20 protein-coding genes are annotated in these 20,196 nt (G+C 38.4%); 6 read left to right on the top strand and 14 right to left on the bottom strand.

Annotation, left to right across the window (positions count from 1 at the left end):
- Positions 1-502 precede the first annotated feature (502 nt).
- The 10 genes from O9A_RS01855 to nth all read right to left on the bottom strand — a co-directional run bounded on the left by O9A_RS01855 (position 503) and on the right by nth (position 10,225).
- Positions 503-889: a YbaN family protein gene (locus O9A_RS01855; RefSeq protein WP_034458234.1), complete on the bottom strand. Its 387-nt coding sequence runs from the start codon at positions 887-889 to the stop codon at positions 503-505.
- A gap of 400 nt (positions 890-1,289) precedes the next feature.
- Positions 1,290-2,195 carry a metal ABC transporter permease gene (locus O9A_RS01850; RefSeq protein ID WP_034458232.1) on the bottom strand — a complete coding sequence of 302 codons (906 nt, stop codon included), beginning with the start codon at positions 2,193-2,195 and terminating at the stop codon, positions 1,290-1,292.
- Positions 2,192-3,058 carry a metal ABC transporter permease gene (locus O9A_RS01845; protein ID WP_034458230.1) on the bottom strand — a complete coding sequence of 289 codons (867 nt, stop codon included), beginning with the start codon at positions 3,056-3,058 and terminating at the stop codon, positions 2,192-2,194. The genes O9A_RS01850 and O9A_RS01845 overlap by 4 nt, the downstream gene beginning before the upstream one ends.
- Positions 3,055-3,882, bottom strand: a complete 828-nt coding sequence (locus O9A_RS01840; RefSeq protein ID WP_034458228.1) for a manganese/iron ABC transporter ATP-binding protein — start codon at positions 3,880-3,882, stop codon at positions 3,055-3,057. The genes O9A_RS01845 and O9A_RS01840 overlap by 4 nt, the downstream gene beginning before the upstream one ends.
- The gene (locus O9A_RS01835) at positions 3,879-4,787 is read right to left on the bottom strand and encodes a metal ABC transporter substrate-binding protein (protein ID WP_034458226.1); all 909 of its coding nucleotides are present in this window, start codon (positions 4,785-4,787) and stop codon (positions 3,879-3,881) included. Before O9A_RS01835 ends, O9A_RS01840 begins: the two co-directional genes overlap by 4 nt.
- Positions 4,788-5,078: 291 nt before the next feature.
- The gene (gene pheT / locus O9A_RS01830) at positions 5,079-7,493 is read right to left on the bottom strand and encodes a phenylalanine--tRNA ligase subunit beta (RefSeq protein ID WP_034458224.1); all 2,415 of its coding nucleotides are present in this window, start codon (positions 7,491-7,493) and stop codon (positions 5,079-5,081) included.
- A gap of 31 nt (positions 7,494-7,524) precedes the next feature.
- Entirely contained in the window at positions 7,525-8,610 is a 1,086-nt protein-coding gene (gene pheS, locus O9A_RS01825) for a phenylalanine--tRNA ligase subunit alpha (protein ID WP_034458222.1), read from the bottom strand.
- Between the two features lie 93 nt (positions 8,611-8,703).
- Complete coding sequence (gene rplT / locus O9A_RS01820; protein WP_034458220.1) at positions 8,704-9,105, bottom strand: 50S ribosomal protein L20; 402 nt, start codon at positions 9,103-9,105, stop codon at positions 8,704-8,706.
- A 32-nt stretch (positions 9,106-9,137) separates the two neighbouring features.
- Positions 9,138-9,341 carry a 50S ribosomal protein L35 gene (gene rpmI, locus O9A_RS01815; RefSeq protein ID WP_034460159.1) on the bottom strand — a complete coding sequence of 68 codons (204 nt, stop codon included), beginning with the start codon at positions 9,339-9,341 and terminating at the stop codon, positions 9,138-9,140.
- 143 nt (positions 9,342-9,484) lie between these two features.
- Positions 9,485-10,225: an endonuclease III gene (nth, locus tag O9A_RS01810; RefSeq protein WP_034458218.1), complete on the bottom strand. Its 741-nt coding sequence runs from the start codon at positions 10,223-10,225 to the stop codon at positions 9,485-9,487.
- A 108-nt stretch (positions 10,226-10,333) separates the two neighbouring features.
- Here nth and O9A_RS01805 point away from each other — a divergent pair, with 108 nt between their 5' ends.
- Positions 10,334-10,762 (top strand): Hsp20 family protein, encoded by a 429-nt coding sequence (locus tag O9A_RS01805; RefSeq protein ID WP_034458216.1) that lies wholly within the window; start codon positions 10,334-10,336, stop codon positions 10,760-10,762.
- A 19-nt stretch (positions 10,763-10,781) separates the two neighbouring features.
- Positions 10,782-11,033, top strand: coding sequence for a BQ00720 family protein (locus O9A_RS01800; RefSeq protein WP_011180040.1), 252 nt, complete (start codon positions 10,782-10,784; stop codon positions 11,031-11,033).
- Between the two features lie 883 nt (positions 11,034-11,916).
- Here O9A_RS01800 and O9A_RS01795 read toward each other — a convergent pair.
- On the bottom strand, positions 11,917-12,504 hold the full coding sequence (locus O9A_RS01795; protein ID WP_034458214.1) for a transglycosylase SLT domain-containing protein: 588 nt from the start codon (positions 12,502-12,504) through the stop codon (positions 11,917-11,919).
- A gap of 109 nt (positions 12,505-12,613) precedes the next feature.
- Positions 12,614-13,798: a DNA recombination protein RmuC gene (locus tag O9A_RS01790; RefSeq protein WP_034458212.1), complete on the bottom strand. Its 1,185-nt coding sequence runs from the start codon at positions 13,796-13,798 to the stop codon at positions 12,614-12,616.
- 90 nt (positions 13,799-13,888) lie between these two features.
- On the opposite strand from O9A_RS01790, the gene def reads away from it, so the two are divergent.
- Genes def through truA form a run of 3 tightly spaced genes read left to right on the top strand, consistent with a single transcriptional unit; the run spans position 13,889 to position 16,099 of the window.
- The gene (gene def, locus O9A_RS01785) at positions 13,889-14,419 is read left to right on the top strand and encodes a peptide deformylase (RefSeq protein ID WP_034458210.1); all 531 of its coding nucleotides are present in this window, start codon (positions 13,889-13,891) and stop codon (positions 14,417-14,419) included.
- Positions 14,419-15,354, top strand: coding sequence for a methionyl-tRNA formyltransferase (fmt, locus tag O9A_RS01780; protein WP_034458208.1), 936 nt, complete (start codon positions 14,419-14,421; stop codon positions 15,352-15,354). Before def ends, fmt begins: the two co-directional genes overlap by 1 nt.
- 1 nt (position 15,355) lies before the next feature.
- Positions 15,356-16,099, top strand: coding sequence for a tRNA pseudouridine(38-40) synthase TruA (gene truA, locus O9A_RS01775; protein WP_034458206.1), 744 nt, complete (start codon positions 15,356-15,358; stop codon positions 16,097-16,099).
- Positions 16,100-16,131: 32 nt separating this feature from the next.
- Here the strand turns inward: truA and O9A_RS01770 are convergent, their stop codons facing one another.
- Positions 16,132-16,995: an LOG family protein gene (locus O9A_RS01770; protein ID WP_034458204.1), complete on the bottom strand. Its 864-nt coding sequence runs from the start codon at positions 16,993-16,995 to the stop codon at positions 16,132-16,134.
- Between the two features lie 107 nt (positions 16,996-17,102).
- Here O9A_RS01770 and dapD point away from each other — a divergent pair, with 107 nt between their 5' ends.
- Positions 17,103-17,951, top strand: a complete 849-nt coding sequence (gene dapD, locus O9A_RS01765; protein WP_034458202.1) for a 2,3,4,5-tetrahydropyridine-2,6-dicarboxylate N-succinyltransferase — start codon at positions 17,103-17,105, stop codon at positions 17,949-17,951.
- A 72-nt stretch (positions 17,952-18,023) separates the two neighbouring features.
- On the opposite strand, the gene lepA is transcribed toward dapD, so the two are convergent.
- Entirely contained in the window at positions 18,024-19,832 is a 1,809-nt protein-coding gene (gene lepA, locus O9A_RS01760) for a translation elongation factor 4 (RefSeq protein ID WP_034458200.1), read from the bottom strand.
- Between the last annotated feature and the right edge of the window lie 364 nt (positions 19,833-20,196).

Here is a 20,196-nt window from a genome sequence, read left to right as displayed (position 1 = left end):
ATAACGTAGCAGTTCATCTTTACAGAGAATATCTTTTCTACCAACTTTTTATATTCATTTTTTGAATTCTCTTAAATTTTGTTGTGAAAAAATATTTCAAATTCTTGTAAATATACAAACAATTTTACGGTTAAATGGATTAAAAGACTTGATTGTAAAGCTCTTTCACTAGCAAACTTTTTCTCCTTTTACGAATACTGCTATGTTTATGATCTAAAATATATACTCAATGAATTTCTCTTCCAAATAAAACAAATGTTCTAATTATTATTGAAAAAAATAAAAATGCTGCAGGTATATTTAATTTTTGGCTATATCTACAAACATTCAGTCCTGTTCACGGTGAAATTTAGAAAAGACCTTACCAAATTTGGCTCATATGAATCCTAACTGTAAGTGTTTTCTTGAAATTTGGCGGATAAAACTCTTTCTCAATAACTCTAACGAACAAAAAAGTAAAAAAATATTTAGCTAATAAAAATCAAGCCTTTTATTTCTATTTCTATGAAGAAGGACGTGTCATAATATAAATGGCAATTAACAGCAAAATAGTAGCAACCAATAAAGCAAACCACAAAGCAGGATGCATCATCACCAAAAATGATAAAAAGCCACCAGCCATACTCACCACTGCAAAAACTTTAATAAACGTTGAGATAGCCTTCTTTTCTTCCCATCGTTTAATAGGTGGACCCAAAACACGGTGATTATTTAGCCAATGATAAAAACGTGGTGATGAACGCGCAAAACACCACGAAGCGATTAATAAAAAAGGCACTGTTGGCATAACAGGTAACGCTATACCTATAACACCCAATATAATCATTACCCAACCTACTATAGAAATACAAATACGCAAAGGGTCAGACATCTTAAAATCTTTTTTCATCCCTCTAGCATTATTTTCCTCTATAAAAGTTCGTATATATTCTGTTGTTTTTCACATACTTTAACCCACAACCATTCCATCATAACACTTCTATCTTTAAGAGCATTTCTTGTGATCAATTTTTGTAAAAAACAGTACAGCTTGCACTATATGATGATCATTGTTAAAATTTTCAAGCAATCAAAAAAATTAAATCTTAAAATAAAAAAAAGGCTGCAAAATAAACCAATGCAGCCTCTTAATCACGAATGCAGCTTTTTCGGGGGGGGGGAGAATACATACTGCATTCATCTGCTAGATAATAGGAGGAAAATAACCTAGCGGACCTTTCTCTATTTAAAACCAGTATGAAAGACAATACATAAAAATGCATGGCTGATATGCATAAACTTTGACATACTTAAATTTCTTGAACCGTGACTCGACTGAAGAAAATCCACATGAAAATAGCGATAAAAATCAGTGTCAAAATCAACACAATCGTAGCAGCAGAATCAGAACCGATAAATAAACTTAGATAAATTCCTAAAAAACCAGAAAAACCTGCAACAAGTATAGCGATCACTAACATAAAAGAAAATCGCTTCGTGATAAGATAAGCAATTGCTCCTGGCGCTATCAATAAAGAAATAACAAGAACAATTCCAACAGCTTTCAACGCTGCAACAATCGTGAGAGAAATCATCGTTAAAAGAGTATAATGAAGCACCGATATTCTCAACCCCATTGCACGACCTTGAACTGAATCAAAAATATACAGCATAAAATCGCGCCATTTTGCTCCTAGAATAAAGGTGACAATAGTAGAAATGATCGCCGTCTGCGTAATATCAAGCCAGTTAACCCCCAAGAGATTACCAAATAGGATATGGTTCAAATCTAAGCTACTATAAATAGCAGTGGCCAGAACAAGCCCTAAACCAAACATTGATGAAAAAACAACACCCATCACCGTATCTTGTTTGATACGGCTATTGCTTCCTAAAAAACCTGTTGCGAGTGCACAAACCATACCCGCGACAAAAGCACCGCAAGTAATCAAAGTCATTGTAATATTCTCTGAGCGCATATGCTGAAACCAAGCAAATGGCAAAGAAGTCAAAAATGCTATCACCCACGGCGTTGTCATATAACCAACAACAACACCAGGAAAAACTGCATGGGAAATTGCATCACCTAAAAGCGCCCACCCTTTCAAAATAAGAAAACAAGAAAGCACCGCCATTGGAACAGAAAGGATTATGACGATAAGCATACCCTTAAGCATAAAAGAAAACTGAAAAGGAAGGAGTAATTGATCAATCATGATAACATCAAACCTTTTTTTGCCGCATTTATACGTAAACGTGCAGCGATAAACCCATGTTTAGGAGCAAAAATAAAAGCTAAAATAAACAGAAATGCTTGAAAAAGCACAACAACACCACCGGTTTGCGCATTCAAAAAATAACTTACATAAACACCTAATACGCTTGTGAATGTCCCAATAACAACTGCAATAACCAAAATACTCACAAAACGGTCACTTAAAAGATAAGCTGTTGCCCCTGGCGTTACGACAAGACAAATGACCAAGAAAGCTCCAACTGTTTGCATAGCAGCAACAGTACATGCAGCAAGCAATGTGAAAAAGAGAATCTTTAGAAACTTTACGTTTAACCCAATAGCACGAGCGTGCGTTTCATCAAATAAAGAAACAAGAAGATCTTTCCATTTCAAAAGCAATATAAGCAAAGAAAAAAAACCAATAAAAGCCAATTGTATAATATCTGATGAACTGACTGCTAAAATATTTCCCAAAACAATGGTATCAATATTAACAGCCATTGGCTTTAACGATTTGAGAAACAACCCAAAAGCAAAAAAAGAAGAAAAAATGAGACCAATAATGGTATCTTCTTTCAGCTTTGTTCGATGATTAAAAAAGAGCATTGCTGCCGCAGCAAGTCCACCAGAAAAAAAAGCTCCAAGCGAAAAAGGTAACCCTAAAAGATACGCTCCTGCTACACCAGGAACAATTGAATGGGAAAGCGCATCACCAATCAACGACCAACCTTTTAACATTAAAAAAGCAGAAAGAAAGGCACAAACACAACCAACTAACCCAGAAACCCACATCGCATTAACCATATATTGATAGCTCAACGGCTCAAGTAACCAAGACATCATGCGACATGCTCCACTCTTTCAATACTCTCAAGAACTGCAGACTGCTCCCCCATGAAAACATCACCTTTTTTTTTGCCTTGAAGATCAAAAATATGGTGATGCAAAGCGCCACTAAAAGTTTTTTCAAGATTTTCCTTCGTAAAGATAGTTTCAGTTAAGCCAGAAGCCAAAACCGTTCCCTTTATTAAAACCGTATGATCACAAAACTCACGAACAGAACCCAAATTATGGGTAGAAACCAATATCACAGCCCCTTCTTTACGAAGGTCCTGCAATAAAGTAATAATTTTATCTTCTGTTGTGACATCAACCCCTGTAAATGGCTCATCTAACAAAATAGCTTTTGCCTGCTGTGCAAGAGCGCGTGCTAGAAAAACACGCTTCTTCTGCCCACCAGAAAGTTCACCAATTTGACGCTTAGCAAATGCCAGCATATCGACGCGTTCTAGTGCAACACGCACAGCTTCATAATCGTGTACCCGTGCATAACGAAAGAAATTCATATGACCGTACCGTCCCATCAAAACGACATCTTCAACAAGGACAGGAAAATTCCAATCAACATCCTCACTCTGGGGAACATAAGCAATAAGATTTTTTTTCAAAGCCGTATCAACCGGCAAACCAAACATACGAATTTTTCCTTTTGATGGTCGTACAAACCCCATAATCGCTTTAAATAACGTTGATTTACCTGACCCATTAACGCCCACCAATGCTGTAATAGAACCCATTGGACTTTCAAAATTGACTTCTCGTAAAGCAGTATGTCCATTACGATACGTTACCGTTACCCCTTGGGCAAATATTCCAGATCTCATCATTGGCCTTTTACTCCATCTAATAAGGCAGTGCTAATACGTCCACTTGTGACACGTAATAAATCAATATAGGTCGGGACCTCACCATTTTTCTCACTCAGCGAATCAACATAAAGAACACCGCCATATTTAGCCCCTGTTTCTCTCGCAACCTGTTTAGCAGGAGCTGGGGAAATAGTGCTTTCAGAAAAAACTGCGTGGATATTGTATTTGCGAACCATATCAATAACATGTTTAACTTGCTGTGGTGTTCCTTGCTGATCAGCATTAATGGGCCACAAATAAAGTTCTTTCAGATCAAAATCACGTGCTAAATAGCTAAATGCGCCTTCACTGGTCACAAGCCAACGTTTATCTTGCGGCACCACTTCTAATTCCGCTCTAATCGGATCAATTGTTGAGCGAATCTTTTGTTTATAAATTTCAGCATTTTCTTTATAAATAGTAGCATGTGCAGGATCATATTTTACAAAAGCATCACGAATATTATCAACGTAAATCAACGCTGAAATCGGAGACATCCATGCATGAGGATTGGGTTTTCCACTAAAAGGGCCCTCACCAATTTTAATCGGTACAATGCCTTTTGAAACAACTACACTTGGGACATCTTTGATATTTTGAAAAAATTTTTCAAACCAAAGTTCCAACTCTAATCCATTCCACAAAATAAGATTTGCTCCTTGCGCGCGCATAAGATCACGAGGAGTTGGTTGATATTCGTGAATTTCAGCACCTGGCTTTGTGATTGACTCAACATCAGCCACATCACCTGCTACATTGCGCGCCATATCAGCAATGATCGTGAAAGTCGTAACAGCTTTAAATTTTCCAGCACACAAAGCAAAATTGGACATAAAAAAAATAGCACTCGCCCATATTATAGTAAAAAACGTTTTTATATTCATTGGCCCTCTCTTTCCTTCATATGCCCTCTATTTATTGCTAATGATTTGCATTATCGTTTAGCAATAACAGTTATTTTTCACCTTTGCAATGAGAGATCTTTACAAAAGAACAGTTTTTTAAGTGACTTAAAATATTCTTTTTCGCATTGAAAAAAGCTAATATTTAAAGGAAATCTCTTTAATATGAAGGTCCTTTCAAAAAACTCTAAAGCTCTTGAATACCTGAAAATAAGAAAATACTCTTCTGAGTGCTCTCATTTGATAAATAATCTTTAAAGAAGAGAAAAAGATTCAACAGCGCAAACTGGCACCTGTCATCCTGGTAACATTTTCCACCAGTTTCAAAGCAAACTCTTCTATATCTTCATCAGTGAAAGTCCGTTCAATGGGTTGAAGAGTAACTTCAATAGCAACAGATTTTTTATTTTCACCAAGACTTAAATCTTCAAAAACATCAAAAATCTTTACTGACTGAATAAGCTTTTTATCCGCTCCACTCGCAGCACGAACAATAAGAGAAGAGGCAACCGTTTTATCAACGACAAATGCAAAATCACGCTGCACCATTTGAAGCGACGATAGTTTCAAAGGAGAACGGCTATTTGTTGCTTTTTTCTTTGGCTCTGGAATTCGATCGAGAAAAATTTCAAAACCACATAAAGGACCACTGATATCTAATCTCTCCAATGTAACAGGATGAAAAACACCAAAAAAACCAAGAATAATCTTTGATCCAAGCTTTATAACCCCTGAACGACCAGGATGATACCAACCAGGTGCTCCCACTTCAATTTGCACCTTGCTACTCTCTATACCGCACGCTTCTAAAACAGCCAATGCATCTGCTTTGGCATCAAAAACATCAACAGCTCTTTCATCCCCATCCCAAAAGCGCCCTGCTCCTCCAAATCGCTCTGTTCCACGACGAAGACCACCGGCAACACGGTGTTGCTTATCAGGGGTATCGTCTTCATAGATGTTGGAAATTTCAAATAAAGCAAGATCTGGAAAACCACGATCAGCATTGCGCTGTGCAGCCACTAACAAACCAGGCAAAAGAGAGGGACGCATGACAGACATTTCAGCAGAAATAGGATTTACTAATTTAAGCTGTTCTTGACCGCCTCCAAAAGCCAATGCTTGTTTTTCAGAAATAAAAGACCAAGTCACAGCCTCTTTCATACCACGATCCACTAAAGCCAAACGTGTAACACGCGAACGAAGTTGCGAAACTGTTAAAACTAGATCTTTGATCTCTATAAAACTTTCTAATGGTATCGGCTTAATTTTATCCAGCCCATAAATTCTTATTACCTCTTCAACCAAATCCGCTTTACCGATAATATCAGGACGCCATGTTGGTACTTTAACCACCACCACATTTCCTTGATCTTCACTATCAAATCCAAGTTGTGTCAAAATAGTTATGGTTTGTTCACGTTCTATTTCCATATGTGTTAAACGTTTAATTTCAGAAAGCGGGAAAGCGATCTGTCTGATTTCTGGCTGTTGATAACCCACAATTTTTGTCTTTGAACCTTCACCACCACAAAGACTTAAGGCAAACTCTGTTGCAATCTCAAGCCCTGTTTCCATAAAAGCCGGATCCACACCCCGTTCAAACCGATAACGAGCATCACTGATAAGTCCTAATGTACGCCCTGTCTGCGCAATGCTTTGTGCATTCCAGAGCGCCGACTCAATAATAACGCGACGTGTTGTCTCATCACAGCTTGTTCTTTCACCACCCATAATACCGGCAATCGAAATAACGCCCTCTTCATCTGCAATAACACAATCTTTAACATCTAAATTATAGATTTTTCCGTTCAGCGCCTGAAACTGTTCACCTTCTCGGCCACAACGTATATGCAAATTGCCTTTAATCTTATCGGCATCAAAAACATGAAGCGGACGCCCAAGATCAAAACTGATGTAATTGGTTATATCAACCAGAGCATTAATTGGTCTCAAACCAATGGCACTCAAACGCTGCTGCATCCATTGCGGCGATGCATTATTTTGAATATTGCGAACTTCACGCCAAGCAAAACCCAAACATAACAACGCGCTTTGCGAAAAATCTAAAGAAACATCAAACGATGTTTCAAAAGTAGCATTTAATTGTGGCAAGGGTAATTCTTTTAACTGACCAATTCCAGCTGCAGCAAGATCACGGGCAATACCGCGAACCCCTGTGCAATCAGAACGATTAGGCGTTAAACCGATATCAATCACCGGATCATCTAAACCTGCATAAGCCGCAAAGGAAGCTCCAATGGGTACATCTTCTGGAAGCTCAATAATTCCATCATGCTCATTCGACAATTCAAGCTCCGCTTGTGAACACATCATCCCAAAACTTTCAACACCGCGGATTTTTCCCACCGATAGCGTTACATCAAGTCCTGGCACATAAGTGCCTGGTACAGCAAGAACACCAACAAGCCCAGCACGTGCATTTGGTGCTCCGCAGATAACCTGTATAGGCGTACCAGTTCCTGTATCTACCGATAAAATTTGTAATTTATCTGCGTCAGGATGTTTTATTGTCGTTAAAACTTTTGCAATCACAAAACCTTTTAAAGAAGAACGATCATCAACATGATCAACCTCAAGCCCTATAGCCGTTAGTTTGTCACAAATTTCATTCAAAGACGCATCTGTCTCCAAGTGATCTTTCAACCAAGACAATGTAAATTTCATTTTAGAACCTCACAGGAAAATTATGACAAGATCACACATTTCTTAAACCAGGAAAAAAAGCAGGCATGTCAAAGTAACGAAAGCCATAATGATCTAACCAACGCAAATCAGCATCAAAAAAAGCTCGCAAATCAGGCATACCGTATTTTAACATAGCAATGCGATCAATGCCCATTCCCCATGCAAAACCCTGATACTCATCAGGATCTAAACCAACATTTTTTAATACATGAGGATGAACCATTCCGCATCCTAAGATTTCCAGCCAATCCTGTCCTTCTCCGAATTTTACTTCTGATCCAGAACGATCACATTGAATATCTACTTCTATGGAAGGTTCAGTGAAAGGGAAAAAAGAGGGGCGAAAACGCGTCTTTACAGACGGAACTTCAAAAAAGGCTTTACAAAAAGTCTCATGAAGCCACATCATATGTGCAATAGTAGAGGCTTTATCAATTACAAGACCCTCTACCTGATGAAACATGGGCGAATGTGTTGCATCCGAATCCATGCGATAGGTTTTTCCAGGAATAATGATACGTATCGGTGCTTTTTGCTTTTCCATTGTGCGTATTTGCACAGGTGATGTATGGGTGCGCAATAATTTCCGCTCTCCCATTTTATTAACATCAAAAAAGAAGGTATCATGCATTTCACGTGCTGGATGACTTTTAGGAAAATTCAATGCCGTAAAATTATAATAATCTGTTTCAATATCTGGTCCCTCTGCAAGGGAAAAACCCATCTTCGTATAAATGGCTATAATTTCTTCAATTACTTTTGAAATCGGATGAATACGCCCCCGTTCTATCGGTGAAGAACGCACAGGCAAAGTGACATCAACTGTTTCACGAGTAAGGCGTACATCCATTGCTTGACGCCTCAAAAAATCACGCTTTTGTACCCATAATTCTAAAACGCGATTTTTTAATCCGTTAAGAACTGGTCCAACCTTATGGCGTTCTTCAGCACTCATCTTTCCTAATGCTTTTAACTTTTCAGAGATGCTGCCTTTTTTGCCTAACGCTCCAATACGCACCGTTTCAAGTGCCTGTTCATCACCAGCCATCTCTAAGGCTAAACAAATTTCTTGTTCAAGACGCTCAATATCGTTCATATCTTTGCCTATTTTTTAAATAAAAAAAACCCGCACTAGCCTAACCAGTACGGGATCCCGAATAAATGAATGCTTTAAGAGAACGCGACTGGTTTACTTGACAGCGCCTTCAAAAGCATTAGGCGTTGTATCTTTCAAATATTCCAAAGCTTTCTTTGCAGAAGCCACTAAAATAGAAAATGCTGCTGACTCATGAACTGCTATATCTGAAAGAACCTTACGATCAATCTCAATACCAGCCTTTGATAAGCCATCAATAAAGCGTCCATAAGTTAAACCTTCTGCACGAACAGCCGCATTGATTCTCTGAATCCACAAAGCACGGAAAGTACGTTTCCTATTTTTGCGATCACGATAAGCGTACTGCTTTGAACGATCAACTGCCGCTTTAGCTGCACGAATGGTATTTTTACGACGACCGTAAAAACCTTCAGCCTGTTTAAGAACTTTTTTGTGCTTCGCGTGCGCTGTAACACCTCTTTTTACACGTGCCATGTAGTACTCTCCTAAAAATCAAAACGTCAGGTTTAAAAACCATTCGGCAAATAATGCTGAATAATTTTTTTGGCATCCTGTTCACACAAAACCATTGTTCCACGTGCATCGCGAATAAATTTATTCGAGCGTTTAATCATGCCATGACGTTTACCTGCAGCTGCTACTTTAACTTTGCCTGACGCAGTGATTTTAAACCGCTTCTTAGCGGACGACTTGGTCTTCATCTTGGGCATTTCGCTACTCCATACATTATTCACAAGTGAATCTTTTAAACGGACCAAAGCTTGAATAAGCATTTAAACAGCCACGGCATGCCCTGCCGGGCGGTTCCAACAGTGTTTTCATAAGACAGTATAAAAAAAATAGCAAGTCCATATCAAAAAAAAATCGGAGCTCCATTGCCTTGAATTTCAACCAAAGGTGCTGGAATTGCATTTGTTTTGCTCGCTGCTTTACAGAGATCAGCAATAATACATTGCGTACATTGTGCTTTACGCGCTTGACAAATATAACGCCCATGTAAAACGAGCCAATGATGCGCATAACGAAGATAACAAACTGGTATAATCTTTAGCCACTTTTCTTCGACAATCTCTGGTGTTTTGCCGGGCGCTAAACCAAGACGGTTTCCAAGACGCAAAATATGTGTGTCTACCGCTAATGTAGGCTGACCAAAAGCAATATTCAAAACAACATTAGCCGTTTTACGCCCCACACCAGGAAGTGCCATAAGCGCCTCACGATTATCAGGCACTTGACCATCATAGTGATCAATTAAAAAGCTGCAAAGCGCGTAAATATTGCGCGCTTTTGCACGCCAAAGACCAACTGTACGAATATGGCGTGCAATTTCTTCTTCTCCTAAGGCAACCATTTTTTCTGGTTGATCTGCAAGGCGAAATAATTCTTTTGTCACTTTATTAACACTTGCATCTGTAGCTTGTGCTGAAAGAACAACTGCAACCAAAAGAGTAAAAACATCTGTATAGATAAGATCACTTTTAGGAATCGGACGCTGAACAGAAAAACGGCGAAATATTTCTGCAATTTCGTCTTTTCTATACAATATTTTAGCAACTGTTTTTTCTTTTGACAATTTTATTATTTTGTGAGTCATTGAATTCTCTCATCTTTTCTCTTGAAGTTACCACTTACACTCGCCATATGAGAAGGATGGAACAAACGCTTTATTTAGAGTATAGCCGCTTTAAAGAGGACATTCACAATGACACATGTGACGCCTTTCTCCAATCCTTTTCTCTTAGGATTTGAAACAATAGAAAAAACATTGCGACGTATTGGTAAAGCTGATGAAACTTATCCAGCTTATAATATTGAGCGTTTACACAAAAATGATGATGCAAGCCATATGCGTATAACTTTGGCTGTTGCTGGTTTTAAAGTCAATAACCTCAATATCTTGCTCGACGACAATCAATTGATTATTCAGGGTAAACAAACAGACAGTCACAACCATCAATATTTATATCGTGGTATAGCTGCACGTCAATTCCAACGAACCTTTGTCCTTGCCGAAGGAATGCACGTTACAAATGCTGAGTTGAAAAATGGTCTTTTATCCATTAACTTACACCAACCAAAATCAAAAAAACAAACGAAACAAATTCCAATTAAAGTAAGTAATAAGAGTTAAGGCGTAAAGGAATAATGAAATGGGAGAGCATAAACAAAACTTGTCGTTGCAAGATATGACCCATTCTGATACGGGGCAGATTGCTTATTTAAAAAAGGTTTGTACAGATGATCTGGCTAAAAACTTTCCAGATCTTCCACCAATGACCCCAGGTATTACAGTATGGGCTCTGTTTGGTGAAACAGGTTATCCAATCATTTTATCCGATGAGCGCTCTATTGCTCTTGCAGGAGCAAATGAGCATGAGCTACAAATTGTAACTTTACACTAGGTTGCTTTACAAAAAATATTGGGTATTTTTATAAACCCTGCCAATCTTGCATGAGAAAGTATAGCGATAAATTTCTTTATGGATAAATTGGGAGCAAGCCATTCTAATTTCAAGAATATCGTAATTGTTTTTTAATAAAGAAATACGGTTGCGTTTAACTTCATGTTGTCACCTTGGATTATAAATCTTTTTGAATGGTAATATCTAGTCTTTGTTCCTTTTTGTATTCTGCTGTTTTGTTTTTTAAAAAGAAAGTTTTTTTTGATTGATGTTCTTTACTATTTTATTGGCAAACTTTTATATTGAATTTTTTACCTTTTAATATTTGCATTTTCGTTTCAACAAAGATTTTGATGAAAAAATCCTCTTTATCCTCTTCTCAAAATACATTAGAAGTTTATTGTATGGAGTATTTAATTCATATAATAATTAAATTAATGTATTGATTTATAATAATAATTTATCTTTTTGGATATTAAATCAGAGACCCGAATATTGTAAAATTCTCCCATCTCAAACCTCTTCATGATGAATCAATCAAAATCATTCGTTTGCATGTCACAAGCAGAATTAATGTGTGGATAAAAACTCTTCAAGAAAGGAGTAAAGTGCCTTTTATGAAGCGTCTCAATACAACAACTGTTGCAATATTGGAAACTGATAAATAGCATGATAGTATCAGCTTGTACCTTCATAAGCATAAAGTGGTGCTCAATGAATTTTACGTTACATCATTCACGGGCACCATAATGAAATGGGCTTAAGAAAATTAGCAGCTGTCTCTTTAAAACTACAGCTTTTCATTCAGGTTGTGATAAATTCTGCACTTAAATCAATTTGAAAACTAATTGAATTCTTGTTTCAGATATTTTTATAATCCTCCTTAACGGCGCCCACATGCCTTTAATTGCTGATCATAGTGTCTAGACATAATTGCCATACGCTGTGCCGCCTGTGCAAGTGCACCAGATACATATCCTCTACTGCGCGCGTAAGCACCATGACCCATATGATAATTTAAATAAAGGCTATACGCATCATCAAACCTCACACCATTGCGTTGAACACTCTGGCGATGATACCAAGCAACAAAATCGGCAGCATCTGCAAAATTAGTACGCCATGCAAAAGATCTTCCCGTAGAGCGGAGATACATTGCCCATGTACTGTCAAGTGCTTGAGAATAGCCATATGCTGTCGACGGACGCTTCCATGGAATAAAACCAAATAGTTTTGTGCGCGCAGGACGTGCATTGTGACGAAAGTTTGATTCCATCTTAATAGTTGCAAGAATAATAGGCATAGGAATACTATAGCGAATTTCTGCTCTTTTAGAAGCCTTTTCCCAATTATCAAAAAAACCATCTTTTTGCGCTAAAATGGCGCAAGCATTGTTTGTATAAATCGGGGAGGTTGTTGCACATCCCCCTAGCGGAAACACCAATGCCACTAAAAACAAAAGGTGTCGCATCTTCTCTCTTCCTTCTCTTTAGGAAATAAAACGCACACTATGGATACTAAAAAATTATTACCAATCCATAAAGGATATGAACATATTTGTGATGACTAAAAGCCTTGTTTTACTCCTCATCAACCAAACGCAATGTTTGCGATTGAGCAGATGTTTTTATTTCCATTGGCTCAGAGTTATTGTCTTTTAATTGAAAAGTTTCAATACGGTTAGCTCGTTTCATAATTTTGGAGGATGAGATTAAAATCCCCTCTATATCCTCTCCCGCTTTGTAAAAATGCTTCTGTAACGCGCGAACACGCATATCCATTCGTCCAAAATCTTCCATCAATTTTGCTACTTCTGACTGAATTAAATGCGCTTGTTCACGCATCCACGCATCTTTCATAATGGTTTGTACAACCTGAACAGAGAGCATCAATAAAGACGGAGATACAATAATCACATGTGCTCGATTGGCTTTTTGTACCAACGGTTCAAAATCCTCATAGATCGTTGCAAAAATCGATTCCGATGGTACAAAAAGAAAAGCCGTGTCATGTGTTTCTCCAGGAATCAAATATTTTTGTGCAATATCACGAACATGAACTTCCATGTCAGTACGAAATTGGCGTTCTGCCTCTTGACGTTCTTGCGTTGATGTTGCTTTACGCATAGCATTCCAGGCTTCTAGAGGAAATTTAGCATCAACAACCAAAGAAGGTGCCTTATTCGGCATATGGATGAGACAATCTGGCCGCTTTCCATTAGAGAGAATAGCTTGAAAAACATAAGCATTCGCTGGTAAGGCATCGGCAATAATTGCTTCCATCCGCCCTTGACCAAAAGTGCCACGCGTCTGCTTATTGCTTAAAATAGCTTGCAACTGAACAACCTGTCCTGTAAGCGATTGAATATTATTTTGTGCTGCATCAATGACCGCTAAACGTTCTTGCAAACGATTCAAATTTTCATAAGTCGATTTAGTTTGTACCTGAAGTGTTTGCCCCAAATTAGCTGTCATCCCATTGAGTTGCTCACTGAGTGACTTATTCAATTCAGCTTGTCTTTGACCAAAAACTTCTGCCATCGTTTGCATCCGCCCTTGCATTTCAGCCTGTGTTTTCAGCAATGTAGCCATCTGCATTTGTACCTCACGTGAATATTCAGCAGTTTTACTTTCCCAAATCGCTTTTTTTCGATAAGAATGTATTAGTATAAAAAATATCAAGCAAACGAATATAAACAAAAGCAGAGCACTCAGTTTAGCAAAAGACTCATCAATGAGTGTAAAAGAAAAAAACGAATCAAACATGAAAAGTAATATAACGCTCTTACCGTAAAAAAGCGTAAGAATTTGCCATTCAATATTGACCCATACCAAACCATTGATTAATCTGCGCCTATGCCAATTAAACCTTTAGTTATTGTACCTGATCCGATTTTACGGGAAATATCCAAATCTGTTGAGCATATTGATTCAGCTATTCAAAAACTCGCTGATGATATGCTGGAAACTATGTATCATGCCCAAGGCATTGGCCTTGCCGCTATTCAAATTGGTATACCACTACGTATGTTGGTCATAGATGTCTCGCGAAATGATAAACTGAAAAATCCTCTAATTATTATCAACCCTGAAGTTTTATGGCTTTCAAATGAGCGTAATATTTACAAAGAGGGTTGTCTTTCTATTCCGGAATACTTTGCAGAAGTCGAACGCCCCAAACGCCTCCGTGTTCGCTATCAAAATCGTGACGGGAAACAAACAGAAATTGAGGCAGATGATCTACTCGCTATTTGCTTACAGCACGAAATCGATCATTTAAACGGTCGCCTTTTTATTGATTACCTTTCGAAAATCAAACGCGATATGGTGATACGAAAATTTAAAAAACGTACAAAAGAAAAAAATAGACAGGAAACAGTTTTGTAATGGTATTACGGTTAAGTTTTATGGGGACACCTGATTTTTCTGTTCCTATTTTACAAGCTTTATTGGATGCTGGCCATGATATTGTAGCTGTTTACAGCCAACCCCCTCGCCCTGCAGGACGGCGTGGTCTTAAACTGACCCCCTCACCTGTGCAAAATCTAGCAAAAGCAAAATCTATTCCTGTCTTTACACCTCAAACACTCAAAACAGCCGAACAACAAACCCAATTTGCAGAACTTGCTGTTGATGTTGCCATTGTCGTTGCTTATGGACTCCTCTTACCGAGAACCATTCTTGAAATACCTCGTTTTGGTTGTTTCAACGCCCATGCTTCACTCTTACCACGCTGGCGTGGTGCTGCACCTATTCAGCGTGCTATTATGGCTGGTGATAAGGAAACAGGGATAACGATTATGAAAATGGATGAAGGACTTGATACGGGGCCTACCGCTTTCTCTCGCGCCATCCCCATTACTGATAACACCACCACTGATGAACTTGCAAACAAACTTTCACATATAGGTGCAGATCTTATGATAGAAACGTTATCGACTCTTGAAAAAGGGCAACTTAAACTTATCCCACAATCAAAGGAAAACATAACCTATGCCTCAAAAATCAAAAAAGAAGAAACACGCATTGATTGGACAAAACCTGCAGAATTTATTCACAGATATATCTGCGCGCTCTCTCCCTTTCCTGGTTGCTGGTGCAACATGAATATCGCCGGTCGAGAAGAACGTGTAAAAATTCTTGGAAGTCGCCTAACGACACGTCCTTCTCTTGAAATTGGTCGAATAGAGAGAGAACCAGATTCTTTGCTTATCCATTGCGGACAAAGGTGTCTTAAAGTAACCCATCTGCAAAGATCTGGTGGTAAAATTCTTGATAGTGCGACATTTTTGCAAGGTGCTCATATTTCTGCTGTTTTTTAATATGCCACGTTTTAAACTGACCCTTGAATATGATGGCTCAAATTATGCCGGTTGGCAGCGCCAAGCAGCACTTCATACTATACAAAGTGCTCTTGAACAGGCACTTTTTCATTTTAGTGGACAACAATTGACCATTACAACAGCTGGTAGAACTGATGCTGGTGTACACGCTACCGGACAAGTTGCACATGTTGATTTTGAAAAAAATTGGCACACGCATACTGTACGCGATGCGCTTAATGCGCATTTGCAAAAACAGGGAGAAGATATTGCAATCTTGCATGTACAAAACGTCCCCGATAGTTTTGATGCACGATTTTCCGCAATCAAACGCCATTATCTTTTTAAAATTCTCAATCGCCGCTCTCCACCAGTCCTAAACGCTAAACGCGTATGGTGGATACCTAAACCTCTCAATATTGAAGCCATGCATGAAGCTGCCCAAAAACTTGTAGGAAAACATGATTTTACCACTTTTCGTTCAGCACATTGTCAAGCAAAAAGCCCTATTCGCACCCTTGAACGTCTCGATGTTCAAAGAGAGGGAGAAGAGATCTTCCTCTATGCACAAGCGCGCTCTTTTCTTCATCATCAAATCCGTTCATTTGCAGGAAGCCTCATGGAGGTTGGTGTTGGACGCTGGACAACACAAGATCTTGAAGCAGCTCTTCATGCCAAAGATCGCACACGTTGTGGTATGGTCGCGCCGCCTTCAGGACTTTATTTGACCAAAGTGGAATATTAAAGACCGTTTAAAAGTTATATCCCTCAAAACGATTAAGGAAGCTTATAAAAGCAACGAATTTCTTCAAAAGCTTCCGCTGCTGTGTCAAAAAATTTCACCAAATCAACATCGGAGGGAGAAATTGTACCCTGCGCTGATAAATAATCAAAGCTGATCACATTGTTCCAAAACTCTTTGCCAAATAGTAAAATCGGAACCCGTTTCATACGTCCTGTCTGTATTAGAGTTAATGTTTCAAACAACTCATCTAAAGTGCCAAATCCTCCAGGGAAAATAGCCAATGCCTTTGCCCGCATGAGAAAATGCATTTTGCGTATTCCTAAATAATGAAAATTAAAACATAAATGTGGAGTCACATAAGAATTAGGTTCTTGTTCATGCGGTAAAACAACATTTAAACCAACTGTTGGTGCACCAACATCAACAGCACCTCGACTCCCCGCTTCCATTATCCCTGGTCCTCCCCCTGTGACAACCACAAATTCACGATACTCTGTTGTAGCAGAATAACATGAGCATAAACGTGCAAATTCCCTTGCTTCATCATAATAATGTGACATAGCATGCAAATTCTTCTTTTGTGTTTCATTTTTTGCTGCCCACGCTTCTTTTCCAGGTTTTGGAATACGTGCACCTCCAAATAAAACGACTGTTGATTGAATATCACACTCTTGAAGCATTATTTCTGGCTTTAAAAACTCAAGACCAATACGTTGTGAACGTAGTTCAGGACGCATCATAAATTCTTGATCGATATAAGCCAAACGATAAGTAGGCGAACATATTTGTGCTGAATTAGAAAAATTTTTTACCTGTTGTAGAGCATCCTTCGTATGGAGAAGTGGTGTCCGATGTTTTTGTTCTTCTTCTGTTTTTTCTGTATAATCTTTTTTCATACACCTATCCTGTTTCCTTATCGTTTTATTGACTGAATACATTTCTTCGCGTAGGTCATAAAGTAATAAATCCTGAAGCTTTCAACTTGTTTAACGGAACTCTTGTCATGACTGATCTCACACAACTTGAAATAATTATTGAAAAAGCATTTAACGACCGCAATACTATCAATACCACCACTAAGGGTGAAATTCGTGAGAGTGTCGAACATGCATTATACCTTCTTGATAAAGGTGAAATTCGTGTTGCACAACGTCAAAAAAATGGACAATGGCACGTTCATCAATGGTTGAAAAAAGCTGTTCTTCTTTCTTTTCGGCTCAACCCTATGCAAATTATCACCGGTGGAGTAAATGGAACATATTGGTGGGATAAAGTCCCTTCAAAATTTTCTCATTGGCAAGAAGCTGACTTTAAAAAAGCTGATTTTCGTTCCGTCCCTGGAGCGATTGTGCGTCATTCTGCCTATATTGCACCCAATGTTGTCTTAATGCCATCCTTTGTCAACCTTGGTGCTTTTGTTGATGAAGGAACAATGGTTGATACATGGACCACCGTTGGTTCTTGTGCACAAATTGGCAAGCATGTTCATCTTTCTGGCGGTGTTGGTATTGGAGGTGTTTTAGAACCGTTGCAAACAAACCCAACGATTATTGAAGATCATTGTTTTATCGGTGCGCGATCTGAAATCGTTGAAGGCTGTATTATTCGTGAAGGTGCTGTTTTAGGAATGGGAGTCTTTATTGGAAAATCCACAAAGATTATTGACCGTACAACAGGTGAAACTTTTATAAGTGAAGTTCCTCCCTATTCTGTTGTTGTTCCAGGTTCTCTTCCCGGAAAAAAACTCCCAAATGGTGAAATAGGTCCAAATCTTTATTGTGCCGTTATAGTGAAACGCGTTGATCAAAAAACACGAGAAAAAACATCCATTAATGATCTTTTACGTGATTAAAGTACACTCTTCAAAAGTCTTTTCTTATCAAAAAAATACAAAGCAATCAATAAAGGAGAATACTCTCTTATTTCATTGTTTACTCATTTTGAGTGCTTGAATAAAAGCCGATTGAGGAATTTCTACTTTTCCGAATTGGCGCATTCGCTTTTTGCCTTCTTTTTGCTTTTCTAAAAGTTTGCGCTTACGTGTGACATCACCCCCATAACATTTAGCTGTTACATCTTTGCGTAAAGCACGAATGGTTTCGCGTGCAATGATTTTACTGCCAATTGCTGCTTGAATTGGAATCTGAAACATATGCTGAGGAATAAGGTCCTTCAATTTTTCGCACATGGAACGCCCGCGCTTTTCCGCAATAGTACGGTGTACAAGCATCGACAACGCATCTATAGATTCTCCATTTACCAGAATAGACATTTTTACTAAATCACCCTCCATATAATCCTTCATCTGATAATCGAAAGAGGCATACCCCTTTGAAATTGATTTTAAACGATCATAAAAATCAAAAACCACTTCATTCAGCGGCAAATCATACGTCACCATAGCACGCGTCCCAACATAAGACAAACTAACCTGTATTCCACGTCGTTCTTGGCAAAGCTCTAAAACTGATCCAAGATAGTTATCAGGAGTCATTATTGTCGCCCGAATCCATGGTTCTTCAATGGAGGAAATTTTAACAATATCAGGCATATCCGCTGGATTATGGAGTTCTTTGACAGAACCATCATGCATATTCATACGATAAACAACCGAAGGTGCTGTCGCAATTAAATCCAAATTAAATTCGCGCTCTAATCTTTCTTGAATAATCTCAAGATGAAGAAGTCCCAAAAAGCCACAACGAAAGCCAAACCCCAAAGCCACTGATGTTTCCATTTCAAAGGAAAAACTCGCATCATTTAAGCGCAATTTACCCATAGCTGCACGTAAATCATCAAAATCAGCAGCATCAATGGGAAAAAGTCCACAAAAAACAACCGGTTGCGCTGGCTTAAAACCAGGTAATGCCTCTTCACAAGGACGGCGCTCTTCTGTAATGGTATCACCAACCCGCGTATCAGCAACTTCTTTGATAGAAGCCGTTATAAAACCAATCTCCCCGGGTCCTAATTCATCAACCTGAATCATTTTTGGGGTAAAGACACCAACGCGTTCAACTGGATATTTTGCTCCAGTCCCCACCATGCGAATGGTCTGACCTTTTTTCAATATACCATCAATGACCCGTACCAAAACAATGACACCAAGATATGCATCATACCAACTATCAACCAACATCGCCTTTAAGGGCTTGTTAATATCACCAATACGCGGAGATGGTAATTGTGTAACAATGGCTTCTAAAACATCAGGAACCCCCAAACCTGTTTTTGCCGATATTTCCACAGCTTCAGAGGTATCGATACCAATTACATCCTCAATTTGTTCTTTAACACGCTCAGGTTCTGCTGCTGGAAGATCAACTTTATTGAGCACAACAACCAATTCATGAGAATTATCAATAGCTTGATAAACATTCGCCAATGTCTGCGCTTCTACACCTTGGCTCGCATCTACCACCAACAGCGAACCTTCACAAGCTGCGAGTGATCGCGAAACTTCATAAGCAAAATCTACATGACCAGGCGTATCAATAAGATTTAAAATATAGGTTTCACCACTTTTTGCTTTATAGTGTAAGCGTACTGTTTGTGCCTTAATCGTAATCCCACGTTCGCGCTCAATATCCATGGAATCAAGCACTTGCTCTTTCATCTCACGTGTTTCAAGCCCTCCTGTCATTTGAATCAAACGATCAGCTAAAGTCGACTTTCCATGATCGATATGCGCCACAATGGAAAAATTACGAATATAATTACGATCTACTGTCATAGGGGCGATTTAGCAAAGAATAGTACAAAACGCAAAGACCAATTGTGCTCCTTTAAAAACCTTTCAAAAGAATATAAACAAAAAGAGCTTCTCAAAACACAACGCCCTATACCCTAAAAATGAGAATTTTGTTTACTAAACTGAATCAAAACAATTGAAAGGATATTCAAATATTCTTAACTTTTTCATATCCGTTGGTCTTATCATCCATATGCCCGTATAATATCAGAAATGCTTATAGCGTTTAGACTTGGAATAACAATTTGCAAAAAGTGTTTTTTTCTCTTTGGACATAAGAACTCTCTTTTTCATCAGTCTTACAAAATAAAAAATTTCATCTCAGAGCAGTTGATCTTCGCAACTA

Origin of the sequence: Bartonella koehlerae C-29 (assembly GCF_000706625.1) — a bacterium.
Lineage (GTDB): Bacteria > Pseudomonadota > Alphaproteobacteria > Rhizobiales > Rhizobiaceae > Bartonella > Bartonella koehlerae.
The sequence above is the reverse complement of the archived record's forward strand: the minus strand, read 5'-3'. Positions and strand labels throughout refer to the sequence as shown.

Excerpts from the sequence above, each read along its gene's own strand:
- O9A_RS01855 (WP_034458234.1), bottom strand. The coding sequence starts at position 889 with ATGAAAAAAGATTTTAAGATGTCTGACCCTTTGCGTATTTGTATTTCT.
- O9A_RS01850 (WP_034458232.1), bottom strand. The coding sequence starts at position 2,195 with ATGATTGATCAATTACTCCTTCCTTTTCAGTTTTCTTTTATGCTTAAG.
- O9A_RS01845 (WP_034458230.1), bottom strand. The coding sequence starts at position 3,058 with ATGATGTCTTGGTTACTTGAGCCGTTGAGCTATCAATATATGGTTAAT.
- O9A_RS01840 (WP_034458228.1), bottom strand. The coding sequence starts at position 3,882 with ATGATGAGATCTGGAATATTTGCCCAAGGGGTAACGGTAACGTATCGT.
- O9A_RS01835 (WP_034458226.1), bottom strand. The coding sequence starts at position 4,787 with ATGAATATAAAAACGTTTTTTACTATAATATGGGCGAGTGCTATTTTT.
- pheT (WP_034458224.1), bottom strand. The coding sequence starts at position 7,493 with ATGAAATTTACATTGTCTTGGTTGAAAGATCACTTGGAGACAGATGCG.
- pheS (WP_034458222.1), bottom strand. The coding sequence starts at position 8,610 with ATGAACGATATTGAGCGTCTTGAACAAGAAATTTGTTTAGCCTTAGAG.
- rplT (WP_034458220.1), bottom strand. The coding sequence starts at position 9,105 with ATGGCACGTGTAAAAAGAGGTGTTACAGCGCACGCGAAGCACAAAAAA.
- rpmI (WP_034460159.1), bottom strand. The coding sequence starts at position 9,341 with ATGCCCAAGATGAAGACCAAGTCGTCCGCTAAGAAGCGGTTTAAAATC.
- nth (WP_034458218.1), bottom strand. The coding sequence starts at position 10,225 with ATGACTCACAAAATAATAAAATTGTCAAAAGAAAAAACAGTTGCTAAA.
- O9A_RS01805 (WP_034458216.1), top strand. The coding sequence starts at position 10,334 with ATGACACATGTGACGCCTTTCTCCAATCCTTTTCTCTTAGGATTTGAA.
- O9A_RS01800 (WP_011180040.1), top strand. The coding sequence starts at position 10,782 with ATGGGAGAGCATAAACAAAACTTGTCGTTGCAAGATATGACCCATTCT.
- O9A_RS01795 (WP_034458214.1), bottom strand. The coding sequence starts at position 12,504 with ATGCGACACCTTTTGTTTTTAGTGGCATTGGTGTTTCCGCTAGGGGGA.
- O9A_RS01790 (WP_034458212.1), bottom strand. The coding sequence starts at position 13,798 with ATGTTTGATTCGTTTTTTTCTTTTACACTCATTGATGAGTCTTTTGCT.
- def (WP_034458210.1), top strand. The coding sequence starts at position 13,889 with ATGCCAATTAAACCTTTAGTTATTGTACCTGATCCGATTTTACGGGAA.
- fmt (WP_034458208.1), top strand. The coding sequence starts at position 14,419 with ATGGTATTACGGTTAAGTTTTATGGGGACACCTGATTTTTCTGTTCCT.
- truA (WP_034458206.1), top strand. The coding sequence starts at position 15,356 with ATGCCACGTTTTAAACTGACCCTTGAATATGATGGCTCAAATTATGCC.
- O9A_RS01770 (WP_034458204.1), bottom strand. The coding sequence starts at position 16,995 with ATGAAAAAAGATTATACAGAAAAAACAGAAGAAGAACAAAAACATCGG.
- dapD (WP_034458202.1), top strand. The coding sequence starts at position 17,103 with ATGACTGATCTCACACAACTTGAAATAATTATTGAAAAAGCATTTAAC.
- lepA (WP_034458200.1), bottom strand. The coding sequence starts at position 19,832 with ATGACAGTAGATCGTAATTATATTCGTAATTTTTCCATTGTGGCGCAT.